Source organism: Aeromicrobium sp. REDSEA-S38_B2 (genome assembly GCF_001628525.1).
GTDB classification, from domain to species: Bacteria; Actinomycetota; Actinomycetes; order Propionibacteriales; family Nocardioidaceae; genus Aeromicrobium; species Aeromicrobium erythreum.
Map to the genome: position 1 here is coordinate 1 of NZ_LUNH01000101.1, position 15,922 is coordinate 15,922.

The window sequence follows — 15,922 nt, forward strand, 5'->3', positions numbered from 1 at the left end:
GCCCGTAACCCGTCCAGTGGAACGCCCGGCACCGCGTGCGGCAGAGCGCCCCACGCCCCGCCGGACGGAACGTGCGCGCACGCCCGCACCTGCGCCTGCCCCGTCGCGCCGTGCCGAGGCGCCTACCCGCACTGCCGAACGCCCGGCGCAACCCGCTGCCCGGACCGGAGGCGCTTCGCGCATCGGCGACAATTTCCTCGCCGGAGCAGGCGACAGCGCCACCAGCACCGAAACCCGCACGCCCGCCTCGCAGATCGGGGCAAGCGCCAAGGCCTCGATCGCGTCCGCCGTCGCGCGCCAGATCAAGCCGCACTGGCAGCCGCCGAACGGCCCGGAGGTCGAGAAGATCGTCACCTATGTGCGCTTCCAGCTCGACACGGACGGCAAATTGCGCGGGCGCCCCACCGTGGCGCGTCAGACCGGCGTCAACGACACCAACCGCGCCCAGGCCGACCGCGTCCTGCACGTCGGTCGCGACGACGACGGCGCGGGCCCGGAGCGACCCCGACCCCGTGCGGACGGTGACGCCCTCGGCGCCACGGTCGACGCCGAGCACCCGGACGCCCGTCTCGGCCGGACGACGCAGGCCGCCCGCGAGCCGGGCGGGCAGGGCTCTCATGCCGTCGCCGGGCACCGCCGGTGTGCCGAGCAGGAACCAGCGGACCAGCAGGCGTGCGTACCGGGCCGACGTGGCCCCGGTGTCGTCGGCCAGGACGCCGGCCAGGAACGGCTCCAGCACCTGCCGGCGCAGCGGGCCGCGGACACCGGCCGCGTCGAGCGACGCCGCCACCGTGTCGTCGGCCCGCCGCAGGACGTGCCCCTCGCCGCCCAGGATCGGTGCCGCCCACCGGGCCAGGGCCGCCAGCTCACGGGGGCGCAGCAGACCGCTGCGCAGGGTGGGTGCGAGCAGACGCGGCTCGCGGCGCGGGTCGCCGAGGGTCGCCACGGAGCCACCACGACGGACCCGCACCCCGGCCGCGAACGGCTGCAGGTCGAGCGCGTCGAGGTCGACCAGGTCGCGCAGCGCCGGGTACGCCGGGTTGAGCAGCTGGAAGCCGACGTCGCAGAGGTGGCCGTCGACCACGTCGGTGGCCACGCGCCCGCCCACCACGTCCGAGGCCTCCAGCAGTCGGGCGTCCACGCCACGCCGCTGCAGCGTCGTCGCGCAGGCCAGCCCCGCGAGTCCTGCTCCGACGATCACCACGTCCACCCGTTCCGCCATGGGTCCACGATCCCATCGTGTCCGCGATCCGGCACGGTGCGGCGAGGCTGCCGACGGCGGGCGGAAGCACGCCGACGCCGCCGCGGACGCCTCGGGTTGCAGGCCGGGCGACGGGTCCTCAGGAGGTCCGGTCGTCCGATGGATGAGCGGCGCAACCGATCGATCGGGCCCTCCGGGAGTGACCGGCGGGTAGGTTATGGTGAGCGGCACCACATTCCCCCGGAACGTCGTGTGAGGACACCCATGCCGCAGACCGCAACGCCCGAGCAGCTCAAGATCGTCGAGGACCGCGCGCCGAACGTGGCGACGATGTTCTACGACCGTGTCGCTGCCTCGCCGAACCGGGAGGCGTACCGCTTCCCCGACGAGAACGAGACCTGGCACTCGCTCACCTGGGCGCAGACCGGCGAGCAGGTCGACCGCATCGCCGCCGGCCTCGTCGCGCTCGGCGTGCAGCCGGAGGAGCGCGTCGCCATCGTGTCCGGCACCCGCTACGAGTGGATCTTCGCCGACCTCGGCGTCAACGCCGCCGGTGCCGCCACGACGACCGTCTACCCGACCACGACGGTCGACGACGAGAAGTACATCCTCACCGACTCCGCCAGCCGCGTCGTCTTCGCCGAGGACGACGAGCAGGTCAAGAAGCTGCTCGAGATCCGCTCCGAGCTGCCCGACGTCGTCAAGGTCGTCACGTTCGCCAGCACCCTCACCGACGGCGACTGGATCATCTCCCTCGACGACCTCGAGGCCCTGGGCTCGGAGCACCTGGCCTCGAACCCCACCGCCGTGACGGACCGCGTCGCCGCCATCAGCCGCGACGACCTTGCGACCCTCATCTACACCTCCGGCACCACGGGCCGCCCGAAGGGCGTCCGCCTCGCCCACGACGGGTGGACCTACGAGGGTGCGGCCATCGCCGCCGGCGGCTTCCTGACGCCCGACGACCTCGAGTTCCGCTGGCTGCCGATGGCGCACTCCTTCGGCAAGGTGCTGCTCACGACGCAACTGCAGATCGGCTTCGCCGCCGCGATCGACGGTCGCGTGCCGAAGATCGTCGAGAACCTCGCCATCGTGAAGCCGACCTTCATGGGCGCGGCGCCGCGCATCTTCGAGAAGGCCTACGGCCGCATCATCAACATGACCGAGGAGGAGGGTGGCGCGAAGCTCAAGATCTTCCGCTGGGCGGAGAAGGTCGGCCTCGAGCACTCGCGCGCCGTCCGGGCCGGCAAGCCGGTCTCGCCCGCGCTGAAGGCCAAGCACGCCGTTGCCGACAAGCTCGTCTTCTCCAAGGTGCGCGCCCGGTTCGGTGGGCGGGTCCGCTTCTTCATCTCCGGCGCCGCGGCCCTGTCGCCCGACATCGCCGAGTGGTTCCACGCCGCGGGCGTGCTCATCCTCGAGGGCTACGGCCTCACCGAGACCAGCGCGGGCTCCTTCGTGAACCACCCCGACGCGTTCAAGCTCGGCTCGGTCGGCCTGGTCATGCCGGGCACCGAGGTCCGCGTCGCCGACGACCGCGAGATCCTGATCAAGGGTCCCGGCGTCATGCGTGGCTACCACAACCTCGAGTCCGAGAGCGCCACCACCGTCACCGACGACGGCTGGCTGCACACGGGCGACGAGGGTCGCGTCGACGAGGACGGGTTCCTCTTCATCACCGGCCGCAAGAAGGAGCTCTTCAAGACCTCCGGGGGCAAGTACGTCGCCCCGCCGCACATCGAGGGCGTCTTCAAGGGCATCAGCTCGATGACGTCGCAGATCATCGTGCACGGCAACGAGCGCAACTTCTGCTCGGCGCTCATCACCCTCGACCCCGACGCGGTGGCCGAGTGGGCCGAGGCCCACGGCATGCAGGGCAAGTCCTACGCCGAGGTCGTGAAGTCGCCCGAGATCCACGCGATCGTCTCCGAGCAGGTCGAGGAGCTCAACCAGCGCCTCAACCGCTGGGAGACCATCAAGAAGTGGGAGATCCTCGACCACGACCTCTCGGTCGAGTCCGGCGAGCTGACGCCGAGCATGAAGGTCAAGCGCGCGGTCGTGGAGGCCAACCACAAGGACCTGCTGGACTCCTTCTACGCTTGAGCGGTGCAGTCGTACGCCGAGGGGCCGGTCACCGAGGGTGACCGGCCCCTCGGCATGTACGTGCACGTGCCGTTCTGCTCCGTGCGGTGCGGCTACTGCGACTTCAACACCTACACGGCCGACGAGCTCGGCGAGGGTGCCACCCGCGCCACCTACGCGTCGTCGGCGATCGCCGAGGTGCGTCGCGCCGCCGAGGTGCTCGGACGCCGGCCCGTCGAGACCGTGTTCTTCGGCGGCGGCACGCCGACGCAGCTGCCCGCCGACGACCTCGTCCGGGTGCTCCGCGCGCTCGACGAGCACCTCGGGCTGGCCCCCGACGCCGAGGTGACGACGGAGGCCAACCCCGACAGCGTCACACCCGCGTCGCTCGCCCGGCTGCGCGAGGGCGGCTTCACGCGGATCTCCTTCGGCATGCAGTCGGCGGTCCCGCACGTGCTGGCGACGCTCGACCGCACCCACGACCCCGCACGGGTGCCGCAGGCGGTCCGCTGGGCGCGCGAGGCCGGCTTCGAGCAGGTCAGCGTCGACCTGATCTACGGCACGCCGGGGGAGTCCGTCGACGACTGGCGCACCACGCTCGACGCCACGGTCGCGCTCGAGCCCGACCACGTGTCCGCGTACGCCCTCATCGTCGAGGACGGGACGGCCTTCGCCCGCAAGGTCCGCCGCGGCGAGGTGGTCATGCCCGACGACGACGAGACGGCCGACAAGTACCTGCTCGCCGATGCGGTCCTGTCCGAGGCCGGGCTCGGGTGGTACGAGCTGTCGAACTGGGCCCGTGACGCCGACGCCCGCTGCCGCCACAACCTGCTCTACTGGCACGGGGCGGACTGGTGGGGCGTCGGCCCCGGCGCGCACTCGCACCTGGCCGGGCGACGCTGGTGGAACGTCAAGCACCCTGCGGCCTACGCGCAGCGGCTCGAGCGCGGCGAGTCGGTCGAGGCGGGCAGCGAGGTCGTCGACGCGGCCGGCCGCCGGCTGGAGCAGGTGATGCTCGAGCTGCGCCTGCGCGAGGGCCTGGCCCTCGACGCCCTCGACGCCGCCGGACGGGCGGAGGTGCCCGACCTGCGCGACCGCGGCCTGCTGCTCGGCGACGAGCGGCTCGTGCTCACCCTGGAGGGCCGGCTGCTCGCCGACGCCGTCGTCCGACAGCTGACCCCATAGCGGAGGTTCCTCTCACTTTTCGGGACTTTAGTCATTCGCGATGCAGGACCTTCGTCGAGGACTTACGGTTCACGTGGGAAAAACAGCAACTCGGGGGAGTTGGCGAGGGAGCAATGCGCATCGCGCATTGGCCAACGGTGATCAGCATGCTCATCGGATTGGCCATTTTTGGTATACCGACATCGGCGGACGCGGCGAGGACCGTGCTCTGCACGAGCTACACGCAGTGCAAGGCGAAGGGGTACAGCGACGGTGGCTACGGCTCCGTCCGGTCGACGTCCTTCTGGAACCAGACGCCGGGCCGCAACTGCACGAACTACGTCGCCTACCGGCTGACGAAGAACCGTCTGGTGGCACGCCCGCCGGGTACCGACGCGGCCCGCACGTGGGGCCGGGCGGCCCGGGCGGCCGGCGTCCCGGTGCGCAGCTACGCCCCGCGTCGCGGCGACGTCGCCTGGTGGGACGCCTACAAGGGCTACTCCGGGGAGAAGGGCCACGTCGCGATCGTCGAGCGGGTCCGCGCCGACGGGTCGATCGTGGTCTCGGAGGACAACATGAACGGCACGTTCATGTGGCGCGTCGTGCGCCGCGGCTCGGCGTGGCCGTCGGGCTTCGTCCGCTACCCGACGTCGGACGGCTCGCCGTCGGGGCTGCTCGAGTCGATGAGGTCCGAGGACGGCAAGGTGTCGGTCAGCGGCATGGCCAGCGAGCCCGACCGGTGGGGCAAGGACGTCGACTACACCGTGGCGCTCGGCGCACCGCTCGACGCGGCGAACGGGGTGCGACCCGTCGAGACGTTCTCGTTCAGCACCGCCTACTACAAGTTCACGTGGCGGCGCACCGTGCAGACGAGGGGACCGGTGCGGGCCTACCTGTACGCGCACAACACCGAGCGCACGCGGGGCAAGGACACGCTGCTCGGTGTCGCGACCCTCGACCTCGTCGAGGACGGCAACGTGCTCGGACGCGTGCTGCCGCGGACGGAGTGGCTCACGCCCACCCCGGCACCGACCCCGACCGTGCCGACGGTGCAGTCGGGGCTGCAGGACTGAGGGAGGCGCGACGGCCCGGGACCACCTGGTCCCGGGCCGTCTCGCTGCCCAGGCACCGACGGTACGGCGAGGAGCCGCCCGTTACGGGGCGGTGACGAAGTCGATGAGCTCCTCGACGCGACCGAGGAACTCCGGCTCCAGGTCGGTCCAGGAGTCGACCCGGGAGAGGATGTGCTGCCACGCGCGGGCCACGTCGGCCTGCTCGGCGTGCGGCCAGCCGAACGCGGCGCACACCCCGCGCTTCCACTCCAGGTGGCGCGGGACGACCGGCCACGCGGCGACGCCGAGCCGGGCGGGCTTCACGGCCTGCCAGACGTCGACGTACGGGTGGCCGACGACGAGCACGTGGGGTCGGCCGGACAGCCTGGCCGCGATGCGCGACTCCTTCGAGCCGGGCACGAGGTGGTCCACCAGGATCCCGAGCCGGCGGTCGGGGCCTGGGTCGAAGTCGTCGACCACGCCCACCAGGTCGTCGACGCCGTGCAGCATCTCCACGGCGACGCCCTCGACACGCAGGTCGTCGCCCCAGACCTTCTCGACCAGCTCGGCGTCGTGCTTGCCCTCCACGAGGATCCGGCTCGGCAGGGCCACGCGCGCCCGCTGCCCGGCCACCGCACGCGATCCCGACGCCGTGCGGGCGGGCTGCCGCGGGGCGGCGCCGGACGGGGCGACCAGCACCACCGGCCTGCCCTCGAGCAGGAAGCCCGGTCCGAGGGGGAAGACCTTGATCTTGAGGCGCCGGTCCTCCAGGGCCACGGTGCCGAGGTCGCGCTCGACACGCACCACCTCGCCGCACCAGCCCGTCGTGACCTCCTCGACGACCATCCCGAGCTCGGCGGGCACCTCGGTCGAGCGCCCGCGCGGGGGCGCCTTCCAGTCGCCGGCGAGCACGTCGTCGCCGTAGCGACCCCACCCTCGGGTCTCAGCCATGGAGCACGCCCAGCAAGGTCTGGTGGAACGCCTCGAGGTCGTCGCGGCCGATCTCGCCGCTGCTCGTGAGGATCCGCGTGGACGAGCGGGTCAGCCCGACGGCGAGGTCGACGGCCTGCGCCCAGCTGGGCTGCGCGGTGCTCGGCACGACGTCGAGGGGCGGGACGAGGTCGCCGAGGGCCACGGTGTCGCCGTCGGGGACGACGAGCACCAGCTCGCCGCCGACGGGGCCGTGCCCCAGGTGCACCACCTCGACGAAGAGGTCGCCGAGGTCGGCGGCCCACACCGAGCTCAGCGTGCCGCCGCGCGACTCGTGCAGGAGGAACGTGCCGTCGGAGAGCGTCACCCGGCGCGGCCGGTACGTCAGGGTGCGCGAGCGACCCGCGACCGAGACGACCTCACCCTCGCTCCCGATTGCTCCCACGGCGCTAGACTGGCACTTGCGCCTGGTGAGTGCCAAAGCGCCACGCCGCGCCGACGGACCCCGTCTGCGCCGTGCGCGCCCGAGGCCGTCCGGCGTCGTCGCACCCGAGCCACGCACCGTCCAGCCGAGACCGTCCCAGAGGAGGAGAGCGCCGTGCCGGAGGACCGTCGTCTCCCGTCCGAGGACCGTCGCCTGGAGGTCCTGCGCGCCATCGTCGAGGACTACGTCGAGACCCAGGAGCCGGTCGGCTCCCGCGCCCTCGTCGAGCGTCACCAGCTCGGCGTCTCGCCGGCCACCATCCGCAACGACATGGCCGTGCTGGAGGAGGAGGGCCTCATCGCCCAGCCCCACACGAGCGCGGGTCGCGTGCCCACCGACAAGGGGTACCGGCTGTTCGTCGACCGGCTCTCGCAGGTCAAGGCGCTCACGTCGCCCGAGCGTCGCGCGATCGAGACGTTCCTGGGCGGCGCCGTCGACGTCGACGACGTCGTGCAGCGCAGCGTCAAGGTGCTCGCCCAGCTCACCAACCAGGTCGCGATCGTGCAGTACCCGTCGCTGACCCGCTCCACGGTGCGTCACGTCGAGGTCGTGGCGCTCGAGGGCGCCCGCGTGCTCGTGGTCGTCATCACCAGCAGCGGTCGCGTCGAGCAGCGCATCGTCGAGCTCGAGGCCACGCCGGGCGACGGTCTGCTGTCCGACGTCCGCTCGCGCATCATGACGGCGGCGGTGGGCCAGCGCCTGCCCGAGGCGTCGCTGCGCCTCGCCGACGTGATCGGCACGTTCGCGCCCGCCGACCGCCCCCTCGTGACCTCCGTGGTCACGACGCTCACCCACGTGTTCTCCGACGAGCGCAGCGACGAGCGCGTCGCCGTCGGCGGCACCGCGAACCTCGCGCGCTTCGGTCGCGACTTCGACACCTCCATCCGCCCCGTGCTGGAGGCGCTGGAGGAGCAGGTCGTGCTGCTGAAGCTGCTCGGCGAGGCCACCACCGACCCCACCGTGCGCATCGGTCTGGAGACCGGGACCGAGGGACTGCCCGGCACGGCGGTCGTCTCGTCGGCGTACGGCACCTCCGAGCAGGCGCTGGCGATGCTCGGCACGCTCGGACCCACCCGCATGGACTACCCCGGAACCATGGCCGCCGTCGGCGCGGTCGCCCGCTACGTCGGGCGACAGCTCGCGGACGGCTGAACAGGACGAAGGACGTATGGCACAGGACTACTACGCGCTGCTCGGCGTCTCCCGGTCGGCGACGCCCGAGGAGATGAAGAAGGCGTACCGCAAGCTGGCGCGCCAGCTGCACCCCGACGTGAACGACGCCCCCGACGCCGCCGACCGCTTCAAGGAGGTCACCACCGCGTACGAGGTGCTGTCGGACCCCCAGAAGCGTGCCGTGTACGACCGCGGCGGCAACCCGCTCGGCGGCGGGGGCGGCGCGGGCGGCTTCGGCGGAGGCGCCGGGTTCAGCTTCGACGACATCATGGACGCCTTCTTCGGCGGTGGTGGCAGCAGCAGCCGTGGTCCGCGCTCGCGCGTGCAGCGGGGGCAGGACGCGCTGCTGCGTCTGCAGGTCGACCTCGCCGAGGCTGCGTTCGGCGTCACGCGCGAGATCAAGGTCGACACCGCCGTGGTCTGCGAGCGCTGCTCGGGCAGCGGCGCCGAGGACGACTCGGCGACGGTCACCTGCGGCACGTGCCACGGCCACGGCGAGGTGCAGCAGGTCCAGCGCACGCCGCTCGGCAGCGTCCGCACGGCCCGCCCGTGCCCGACCTGCCACGGGTTCGGCACCGTCATCCAGGACCCCTGCCACGAGTGCCACGGCGACGGCCGCGTCCGCTCGCGCCGCTCGATCACGGTCTCGATCCCGGCCGGCGTCGACCAGGGCACCCGCATCCAGCTCGCCGGCGAGGGGGAGGTCGGCCCGGGCGGGGGTCCGGCGGGCGACCTCTACATCGAGGTCGAGGTGGCTCGCCACCCCGTCTTCACCCGCAAGGGCGACCAGCTGCGCTGCCAGGTGACGCTGCCCATGACGGCCGCTGCGCTCGGCACGCACGTCGACCTGCCGACCCTCGAGGCCGACCTGGCCGACGAGGACGGCCCGGAGGTCGTCGGGCTCGAGGTGCCGGCCGGCATCCAGTCGGGCGAGACGCTCACGCTGCGCGGCCAGGGCGTGCCGCGCCTGCGGGGACCGGGTCGCGGCGACCTCGTCGTCGAGATCGTCGTGCAGACCCCGGACGAGCTCGACGACGCGCAGCGCGACCTGCTGAAGCAGCTGGCCGCCCTGCGCGACGAGGAGCGTCCCGAGGCGCAGCTCGGCAGCACCCACCGCGGCAGCGTCTTCGGCCGCATCAAGGACGCCTTCCGCTGAGTGGCGGCCTCGTCGCGGGCCGCCGGGTGCGGTAGGAAGGGACCATGAGCCCCAGCGCCGACTGCCTGTTCTGCAAGATCGTCGAGGGCGAGGTGCCCGCCGACGTCGTCGCGCAGGACGAGCACGCCGTGGCGTTCCGCGACATCAGCCCGCAGGCACCCACGCACGTGCTCGTCATCCCGCGTGTCCACCAGCCCGATGTCGGCAGCCTGGCCGAGGCCGAGCCGGAGGCGGCCGTGGGCCTGCTGCGCCTGGCCCGCCGCGTCGCCGACGAGGCGGGCGGCTCCTACCGGCTCGTCTTCAACACCGGTGCCGACGCGCACCAGACGGTGTTCCACTGCCACGGGCACGTGCTCGCCGGGCGCTCGCTCGGCTGGCCGCCGGGCTGAGCGCACGGGCGCCGCGGTCCGGCGCTGTCGACGTGTCGGCGCACCCCCGTACCATGGGGGCACACATGACTCCTGATTCTCCCGGGGACCAGCGTCCCCACACGTTCACCGTCCCGACCAGCATCGACACCGTCTCCCTCTACGGACCGGGCGACGAGTACCTGCGCATCGTCGAGGACGCGTTCGACGCGGCGGTCCACGCGCGGGGCAACCAGCTGACCGTCACCGGCGCCCCGGCCGAGGTCGCGCTCGTCGAGCGGCTGCTCGACGAGCTCGTCGCCATCGTGCGCACGGGCCAGGGACTCACCGCCGAGACCGTCGAGCGCTCCATCGGCATGCTGCGCACCGAGACGCAGGAGCGCCCGGCCGAGGTGCTCAGCCTCAACATCCTCAGCAACCGGGGCCGCACCATCCGGCCGAAGACGCTGAACCAGAAGAAGTACGTCGACGCGATCGACCAGAACACGATCGTCTTCGGCATCGGCCCGGCCGGTACGGGCAAGACCTACCTCGCGATGGCCAAGGCCGTCCAGGCGCTGCAGGCCAAGGAGATCACCCGCATCATCCTGATCCGACCCGCCGTCGAGGCGGGGGAGCGGCTGGGCTACCTGCCCGGCACGCTGAGCGAGAAGATCGACCCGTACCTTCGCCCGCTGTACGACGCGCTGCACGACATGCTCGACCCCGAGACGATCCCCAAGCTCCTCACGAGCGGCACCATCGAGATCGCCCCGCTGGCCTACATGCGCGGCCGCACGCTCCAGGACGCCTTCATCATCCTCGACGAGGCGCAGAACACCACCCCCGAGCAGATGAAGATGTTCCTGACCCGGCTCGGCTTCGGCTCGCAGATCGTGGTCACCGGCGACGTGAGCCAGGTCGACCTCCCGTCGGGCCAGAAGAGCGGCCTGCGGGTCGTGCGCGACATCCTCGCGGACGTCAAGGACATCCACTTCGCGACGCTGACCTCGAGCGACGTCGTGCGGCACAAGCTCGTCGGGCGCATCGTCGCCGCGTACGACGCGTTCGAGAACGAGTCGGCCCCGGCCGCGGGACAGGTGGAGCATGAACGTCGACGTCCTCGATGAGTCCGGCCAGGGCGTCGACGTCGTCGCCCTCACCCGGCTGTGCCGCTTCGTCATGCGGCGCATGCGGCTGCACCCGGCCACCGAGCTGACGGTCCGCCTCGTCGACACCGACACCATCGCCGTGCTCAACGAGCAGTGGATGGACAAGAAGGGCCCCACCGACGTGCTGTCCTTCCCGATGGACGAGCTGTCGCCCGGACGGCGCGACCGCGAGCCGGAGGACGAGCCCGAGGGCTACCTCGGCGACATCGCCCTCTGCCCGCAGGTGGCGGCGCAGCAGGCGCCGGCCGCCGGCCACGACGTGTCCGACGAGATCGACCTGCTCACCACGCACGGCATCCTGCACCTGCTCGGCTTCGACCACGCCACGCCCGAGGAGCACGCCGAGATGTTCGGCATCCAGGGTCGGCTGCTGCTGGAGTGGCAGCAGGTCGCGGCGGGCGGGGACGTCGAGGACGGCGTCGTCGAGCCCCGACCGGGCGCCGACGGAGGCAGCCTGCGATGACGGTCGCGATCGTCGCGTCGGTCGTCCTGGCGGTCGCGGCGGGCACGCTGGCGAGCGTCGACGCCGCGCTGTCGTCGTTCTCGCGCGCCCGCGCCGCGGAGCTGCGCGAGGAGGGTCGCGGCGGCGCCGTGCCCCTCGGCCGGATCCTCGAGGACCCCGCACCCGCCCTCAACACGGTGCTGCTGCTGCGGGTGGTCTGCGAGACGGCGGCCGTCGTGCTCGTCGCGCTCGTGGTCGACGACGTCGTCGGCGGGCTGTGGTGGCAGATCGTCGTCGCCGTGGCGATCATGGTCGTCGTCTCCTACGTCCTCATCGGCGTCGGGCCGCGGACGCTCGGTCGCCAGCACTCCGAGGCCGTGGCGCTCGCGTCGGCCGGTCCGGTGCGGCTGCTCACCGCCCTGCTCGGACCGGTGCCCCGGCTGCTCATCGTGCTCGGCAACGCGCTCACCCCCGGTCGCGGCTTCCGTGAGGGACCGTTCGCGTCGGAGGTCGAGGTGCGCGAGCTCGTCGACCTCGCCGCCGCCAGCAGCGTCATCGAGTCCGACGAGTCACGCATGATCCAGTCGGTCTTCGAGCTGGGCGACACGATCGTGCGCGAGGTCATGGTGCCGCGCCCGGACCTCGTGTTCATCGAGCAGTCCAAGACGCTGCGCCAGGCGATGTCGCTGTGCCTGCGCAGCGGCTACTCGCGGGTGCCGGTCATCGGCGAGAACCTCGACGACGTGCTGGGCATGGCGTACCTGAAGGACGTCACGAAGCGGGTCTTCGACAACCACGTCGCGGAGTCGACCGAGCGCATCGACTCCATCATGCGTCCGTGCCTGTTCGTGCCCGACACGAAGCCGGCCGACGACCTCCTCAAGGAGATGCAGGCGCAGCGCACGCACGTCGCGATCGTCGTCGACGAGTTCGGCGGCACGTCGGGCATGGTCACGATCGAGGACATCCTCGAGGAGATCGTCGGCGAGATCACCGACGAGTACGACACCGAGCCCGACGAGCTCGAGAGCCTCTCCGACGGGTCGTACCGGGTGAGCGCCCGCTACGACGTCGACGACCTCGGCGAGCTGTTCGACGTCGACCTCGACGACGAGGACGTCGACTCCGTCGGCGGCCTGCTCGCCAAGCACCTCGGCAAGGTCCCCATCCCCGGCAGCACGGTGGAGGTGGAGGGCCTGCGGCTCGTCGCCGAGGCCCCGAGCGGCCGCCGCAACCGCATCGGACGCGTGCACGTCTCGCGCGTCGACGTCCCGTCCGACCCCGACCCCGTCCCCGGAGGATCCCGTGGCTGACCCCACCCCCGCCCACGCTCTCGACCCGGCTCCCGGACCGGAGGACGCGAAGCTCGCCACCCTGGCCCGCGCCACCCGCGCGCGCACCCAGGCGCCGGCAGGTGCCGCGGTGCGCGACCTCGACGGTCGCACGTACGCCGCGGCCGACGTCGCGCTGGCGTCGCTGCACGTCGGCGCGCTCGACCTCGCCGTCGCCATGGCCGTCTCCTCCGGCGCGCGCGGTCTCGAGGCGGCGCTCGTCGTCGCCGACGCGCTGCCCGACGTCGGTGCGGTGCGCGACCTCGCCGGGGCGGGTGTCCCGGTGTTCCGCGCCGACACGGCCGGCACGGTCGTCGAGGGGACCCTGACGTGACCTTCCGCTCCGGCTTCGCCTGCTTCGTCGGCCGCCCCAACGCGGGCAAGTCGACGCTCACGAACGCGCTCGTCGGCGAGAAGGTGGCGATCACCTCCTCCAAGCCGCAGACCACCCGGCACGCGATCCGCGGGCTCGTGCACCGCGACGACGCGCAGCTCGTCCTCGTCGACACGCCGGGTCTGCACCGTCCGCGCAACACCCTCGGCCAGCGCCTCAACGACATCGTCCGCACCACGTGGGCCGAGGTCGACACCATCGCCATGTGCTTCCCCGCGGACCAGAAGGTCGGGCCCGGCGACCGCTTCCTCGTCGAGGAGCTCGCGAAGATCCGCCGCACGCCCGTGCTCGCCGTGGTCACCAAGACCGACCTCGTCGCCCCCGAGCGGGTGGGGGAGCAGCTGCTCGCGGTCCAGTCGGCCGGTGAGGCGGCCGGTCTCGTGTGGCGCGACATCGTGCCGGTCTCCGCGGTCGCCGGCGACCAGGTCGACCTGCTCGCCGACCTGCTCGTCGCCACGCTGCCCGAAGGTCCGCCCATGTACCCGGAGGGCCAGCTCACCGACGAGCCGGAGGAGACGATCGTCGCGGAGATCGTCCGCGAGGCCGCTCTGGAGGGCGTGCACGACGAGCTGCCGCACTCGATCGCCGTGGTCGTCGAGGAGATGGTGCCGCGCGAGGACCGTCCGGCCGACCGTCCGCTGCTCGACGTCCGGGTCAACGTCTACGTCGAGCGCGACAGCCAGAAGGGCATCGTCATCGGGCGCAAGGGTGCGCGCCTGAAGGAGATCGGCACGGTCTCGCGCACCCAGGTCGAGCGGCTGCTCGGGACTCCCGTCCACCTCGACCTGCACGTCAAGGTAGCGAAGGACTGGCAGCGCGACCCCAAGCAGCTGCGCAAGCTCGGGTTCTAGCCGCGGGTCCTGAAGCCGGTCTCGCCGACCGGCTCCTCCTCCTCGACCGCGACGTCGGTGACCTCCGCGCGCGGTGGCCCCTGGCGGCACCACGCGAGCACGCGCTCGACGGCGGCAGGCTCGCCCTCGAGCACCGCCTCGACCGCGCCGTCGTCGCGGTTGCGCACCCACCCGGCCACGTCGCCGGCGTGCGCCTCACGCTCGAGCGACGCACGGTAGAAGACACCCTGGACGCGGCCGGAGACGACGACGTGGCGACGGATCATGCGCCCACCGTAGGCCCGGGGCACGATGGACGCATGGACCCGGTGACCGCGCTCGAGGAGGTCGCGTTCTGGCTGGAGCGCGCTCGCGCCTCGAGCTACCGCGTGGAGGCGTTCCGGCGGGCCGCCGACGTGCTGCGCGACCGCGACGACGTCGAGCAGCTCGCCCGGGAGGGGCGGCTGCGCTCGCTCGACGGGATCGGCGAGCGCACGGCCGGGGTGGTGCGCGAGGTGGTCGAGGGTCGGGTGCCCGACTACCTCGCCACCCTCCGGGAGGAGGGCGAGGGGCCGCTCGTCGCCGGCGGCGAGCGGGTCCGTGCGGCCGTCCGCGGCGACCTGCACACCCACACGGACTGGTCCGACGGCGGCTCGCCGCTGGAGGTCATGGCCCGGACGGCGGCGCGCCTCGGGCACGAGTACGTCGCGATCACCGACCACTCACCACGCCTGACGGTGGCCAACGGCCTGACCGCGGACCGGCTGGAGGCCCAGCTGGAGCTGGTCGCCGACGTCGACGCGCAGGTGGAGGGCACCCGGGTGCTGTCGGGCATCGAGGTCGACATCCTGAAGGACGGGTCGCTGGACCAGGACCCGGCGCTGCTCGACCGGCTCGACGTCGTGGTGGCGAGCGTGCACTCCGACCTGCGCGCCGACAGCATCGCGATGACGCGACGCATGCTCGCCGCCGTCAGGAACCCGGCGACCGACGTGCTCGGCCACTGCACGGGTCGGCTGGTGGAGGGGGGACGAGGTACTCGTCCGCCGAGCCGGTTCGACGCGCGCCGGGTGTTCGCGGCGTGCGCCGAGCACGACGTGGCCGTGGAGATCAACGCCCGTCCCGAGCGGGCCGACCCGCCGGACGACCTCGTGCGGCTGGCGCTCGAGGCCGGCTGCCTGTTCAGCATCGACTCCGACGCGCACGCCCCCGGCCAGCTCGACTTCCTCGACCACGGCTGTGCGCGAGCTGCCGCTCTGGGCGTGCCGCTCGAGCGCATCGTGACCACCTGGCCACTCGAGGATCTCCTGGCCTGGACCGGTCGCCGGTAGCTCAGAGGCGCGCGGCGAGCGCGGCGGCGTCGCGAGGGGCGACGGCGTCGGCCACGCGGCCGGTGACGTCGTCGTAGACGTCGATCAGCTCGCCGAGCTCGCGCACCATGCGACGGGCACGGGCCTCGCCGTCGCCGCAGTCGGCGCGGCACTCGCCGGCGGCCACGCGGTGCGCGGCAGCCAGGGTCGCCAGCGACCACGCCTCGGGCGCGGTGAGGTCGGGCCCGGCCGCGAAGGCCATGACGCGCGACGCGGTGCGGTGGTGCTCGGCGTGTGCCGGGTCGAGGTCGCCCCCGTGCAGCGATGCGGTGCGGGCGACGTCCCAGGCGGCCGCGACCTCGCGCGCCTGCGCGGCGGCGTCGAGCGCGTCGACGTCGTGCGACGCGAGCAGCAGCTGCGTGTGGTCGGCGTAGCCCTGCACGCTGACGCGCGCCGTCGGGTCGACGAGGCGGAGCACCTGCGCGGCCTGTGCGAGACGTAGCCGGGTGCGCAGCTCGACGGAGTCGTCGCCCGTGCCGAAGAGGCGACCGACCAGCGGCACCAGACGGTGCCGGTCGGCGTCGCTCGCGAGGTCGTTGGCGGTGCGCGCCTCGTGGGCGAGCACCGGGTGGGTGCACTCGGGCCGGTCGCTCCACGGCTCGCCGGCCAGGACCGAGACGTACTCCATGACGCAGGCCTCGCCCGCGTCGGCGTCGTGGGCGCCGGCCGTCAGCGTGGGCAGTCCCTCGGGGAGGTTCATGACCCCATGGTCCCAGGACGGCCCAGCCCCGTCCTGTCGACGGCGCGGCGGCGCCGGTGCGCCGCGACGACCACGACGCCGAGGGCGACGGTGACGA

General features: G+C 72.8%; 16 protein-coding genes and 2 pseudogenes. 13 read left to right on the forward strand and 5 right to left on the reverse strand.

All coding sequences use genetic code 11. The features are described 5' to 3' along the window. Nucleotides 1-16 precede the first annotated feature (16 nt). Nucleotides 17-403, forward strand: a pseudogene (gene tolA / locus A6Q81_RS17415) (cell envelope integrity protein TolA); the annotation flags it as partial. Between the two features lie 117 nt (nucleotides 404-520). Here the strand turns inward: tolA and A6Q81_RS17420 are convergent. Next, nucleotides 521-1,141 (reverse strand): annotated as a pseudogene (locus A6Q81_RS17420) (FAD-dependent oxidoreductase); the annotation flags it as partial. Here A6Q81_RS17420 and A6Q81_RS16335 point away from each other — a divergent pair. The 3 genes from A6Q81_RS16335 to A6Q81_RS16345 all read left to right on the forward strand — a co-directional run bounded on the left by A6Q81_RS16335 (nucleotide 1,070) and on the right by A6Q81_RS16345 (nucleotide 5,517). Next, nucleotides 1,070-3,301 carry an AMP-dependent synthetase/ligase gene (locus A6Q81_RS16335; RefSeq protein ID WP_502692832.1) on the forward strand — a complete coding sequence of 744 codons (2,232 nt, stop codon included), beginning with the start codon at nucleotides 1,070-1,072 and terminating at the stop codon, nucleotides 3,299-3,301. The pseudogene A6Q81_RS17420 and the gene A6Q81_RS16335 overlap by 72 nt on opposite strands. Nucleotides 3,302-3,355: 54 nt before the next feature. Beyond that, nucleotides 3,356-4,465, forward strand: a complete 1,110-nt coding sequence (gene hemW, locus A6Q81_RS16340) for a radical SAM family heme chaperone HemW (protein ID WP_083516622.1) — start codon at nucleotides 3,356-3,358, stop codon at nucleotides 4,463-4,465. Between the two features lie 146 nt (nucleotides 4,466-4,611). Beyond that, entirely contained in the window at nucleotides 4,612-5,517 is a 906-nt protein-coding gene (locus tag A6Q81_RS16345) for a CHAP domain-containing protein (protein WP_286691125.1), read from the forward strand. 81 nt (nucleotides 5,518-5,598) lie between these two features. Here the strand turns inward: A6Q81_RS16345 and A6Q81_RS16350 are convergent, their stop codons facing one another. After that, a complete protein-coding gene (locus tag A6Q81_RS16350; protein ID WP_067858773.1) occupies nucleotides 5,599-6,447 on the reverse strand; it encodes a DUF3097 domain-containing protein in 849 nt (282 codons plus the stop codon). Then, complete coding sequence (locus A6Q81_RS16355; protein ID WP_286691126.1) at nucleotides 6,440-6,871, reverse strand: hypothetical protein; 432 nt, start codon at nucleotides 6,869-6,871, stop codon at nucleotides 6,440-6,442. Before A6Q81_RS16355 ends, A6Q81_RS16350 begins: the two co-directional genes overlap by 8 nt. A gap of 153 nt (nucleotides 6,872-7,024) precedes the next feature. Here A6Q81_RS16355 and hrcA point away from each other — a divergent pair, with 153 nt between their 5' ends. The 8 genes from hrcA (at nucleotide 7,025) to era (ending at nucleotide 13,776) form a co-directional block, all read left to right on the forward strand. Then, nucleotides 7,025-8,062 carry a heat-inducible transcriptional repressor HrcA gene (gene hrcA / locus A6Q81_RS16360; RefSeq protein ID WP_067858767.1) on the forward strand — a complete coding sequence of 346 codons (1,038 nt, stop codon included), beginning with the start codon at nucleotides 7,025-7,027 and terminating at the stop codon, nucleotides 8,060-8,062. A 16-nt stretch (nucleotides 8,063-8,078) separates the two neighbouring features. Then, the gene (gene dnaJ, locus A6Q81_RS16365; RefSeq protein ID WP_286691127.1) at nucleotides 8,079-9,239 is read left to right on the forward strand and encodes a molecular chaperone DnaJ; all 1,161 of its coding nucleotides are present in this window, start codon (nucleotides 8,079-8,081) and stop codon (nucleotides 9,237-9,239) included. 44 nt (nucleotides 9,240-9,283) lie between these two features. Next, nucleotides 9,284-9,628: a histidine triad nucleotide-binding protein gene (locus A6Q81_RS16370; RefSeq protein ID WP_067858762.1), complete on the forward strand. Its 345-nt coding sequence runs from the start codon at nucleotides 9,284-9,286 to the stop codon at nucleotides 9,626-9,628. Nucleotides 9,629-9,693: 65 nt separating this feature from the next. Continuing rightward, nucleotides 9,694-10,716 (forward strand): PhoH family protein, encoded by a 1,023-nt coding sequence (locus A6Q81_RS16375; protein ID WP_286691128.1) that lies wholly within the window; start codon nucleotides 9,694-9,696, stop codon nucleotides 10,714-10,716. Beyond that, a complete protein-coding gene (gene ybeY, locus A6Q81_RS16380) occupies nucleotides 10,694-11,221 on the forward strand; it encodes an rRNA maturation RNase YbeY (protein ID WP_067858757.1) in 528 nt (175 codons plus the stop codon). The genes A6Q81_RS16375 and ybeY overlap by 23 nt, the downstream gene beginning before the upstream one ends. After that, nucleotides 11,218-12,513 carry a hemolysin family protein gene (locus A6Q81_RS16385; RefSeq protein WP_067858754.1) on the forward strand — a complete coding sequence of 432 codons (1,296 nt, stop codon included), beginning with the start codon at nucleotides 11,218-11,220 and terminating at the stop codon, nucleotides 12,511-12,513. Before ybeY ends, A6Q81_RS16385 begins: the two co-directional genes overlap by 4 nt. After that, a complete protein-coding gene (locus A6Q81_RS16390; protein WP_286691129.1) occupies nucleotides 12,506-12,865 on the forward strand; it encodes a cytidine deaminase-like protein in 360 nt (119 codons plus the stop codon). The genes A6Q81_RS16385 and A6Q81_RS16390 overlap by 8 nt, the downstream gene beginning before the upstream one ends. Next, nucleotides 12,862-13,776, forward strand: coding sequence for a GTPase Era (gene era / locus A6Q81_RS16395; RefSeq protein ID WP_067858749.1), 915 nt, complete (start codon nucleotides 12,862-12,864; stop codon nucleotides 13,774-13,776). The genes A6Q81_RS16390 and era overlap by 4 nt, the downstream gene beginning before the upstream one ends. On the opposite strand, the gene A6Q81_RS16400 is transcribed toward era, so the two are convergent. Then, nucleotides 13,773-14,042 carry an acylphosphatase gene (locus tag A6Q81_RS16400; protein ID WP_286691130.1) on the reverse strand — a complete coding sequence of 90 codons (270 nt, stop codon included), beginning with the start codon at nucleotides 14,040-14,042 and terminating at the stop codon, nucleotides 13,773-13,775. The two genes, era and A6Q81_RS16400, sit on opposite strands and share 4 nt — an antisense overlap. A gap of 33 nt (nucleotides 14,043-14,075) precedes the next feature. On the opposite strand from A6Q81_RS16400, the gene A6Q81_RS16405 reads away from it, so the two are divergent. Continuing rightward, on the forward strand, nucleotides 14,076-15,086 hold the full coding sequence (locus A6Q81_RS16405) for a PHP domain-containing protein (protein WP_067858743.1): 1,011 nt from the start codon (nucleotides 14,076-14,078) through the stop codon (nucleotides 15,084-15,086). A gap of 1 nt (nucleotide 15,087) precedes the next feature. Here the strand turns inward: A6Q81_RS16405 and A6Q81_RS16410 are convergent, their stop codons facing one another. Then, nucleotides 15,088-15,825 (reverse strand): hypothetical protein, encoded by a 738-nt coding sequence (locus tag A6Q81_RS16410; RefSeq protein WP_067858740.1) that lies wholly within the window; start codon nucleotides 15,823-15,825, stop codon nucleotides 15,088-15,090. Between the last annotated feature and the right edge of the window lie 97 nt (nucleotides 15,826-15,922).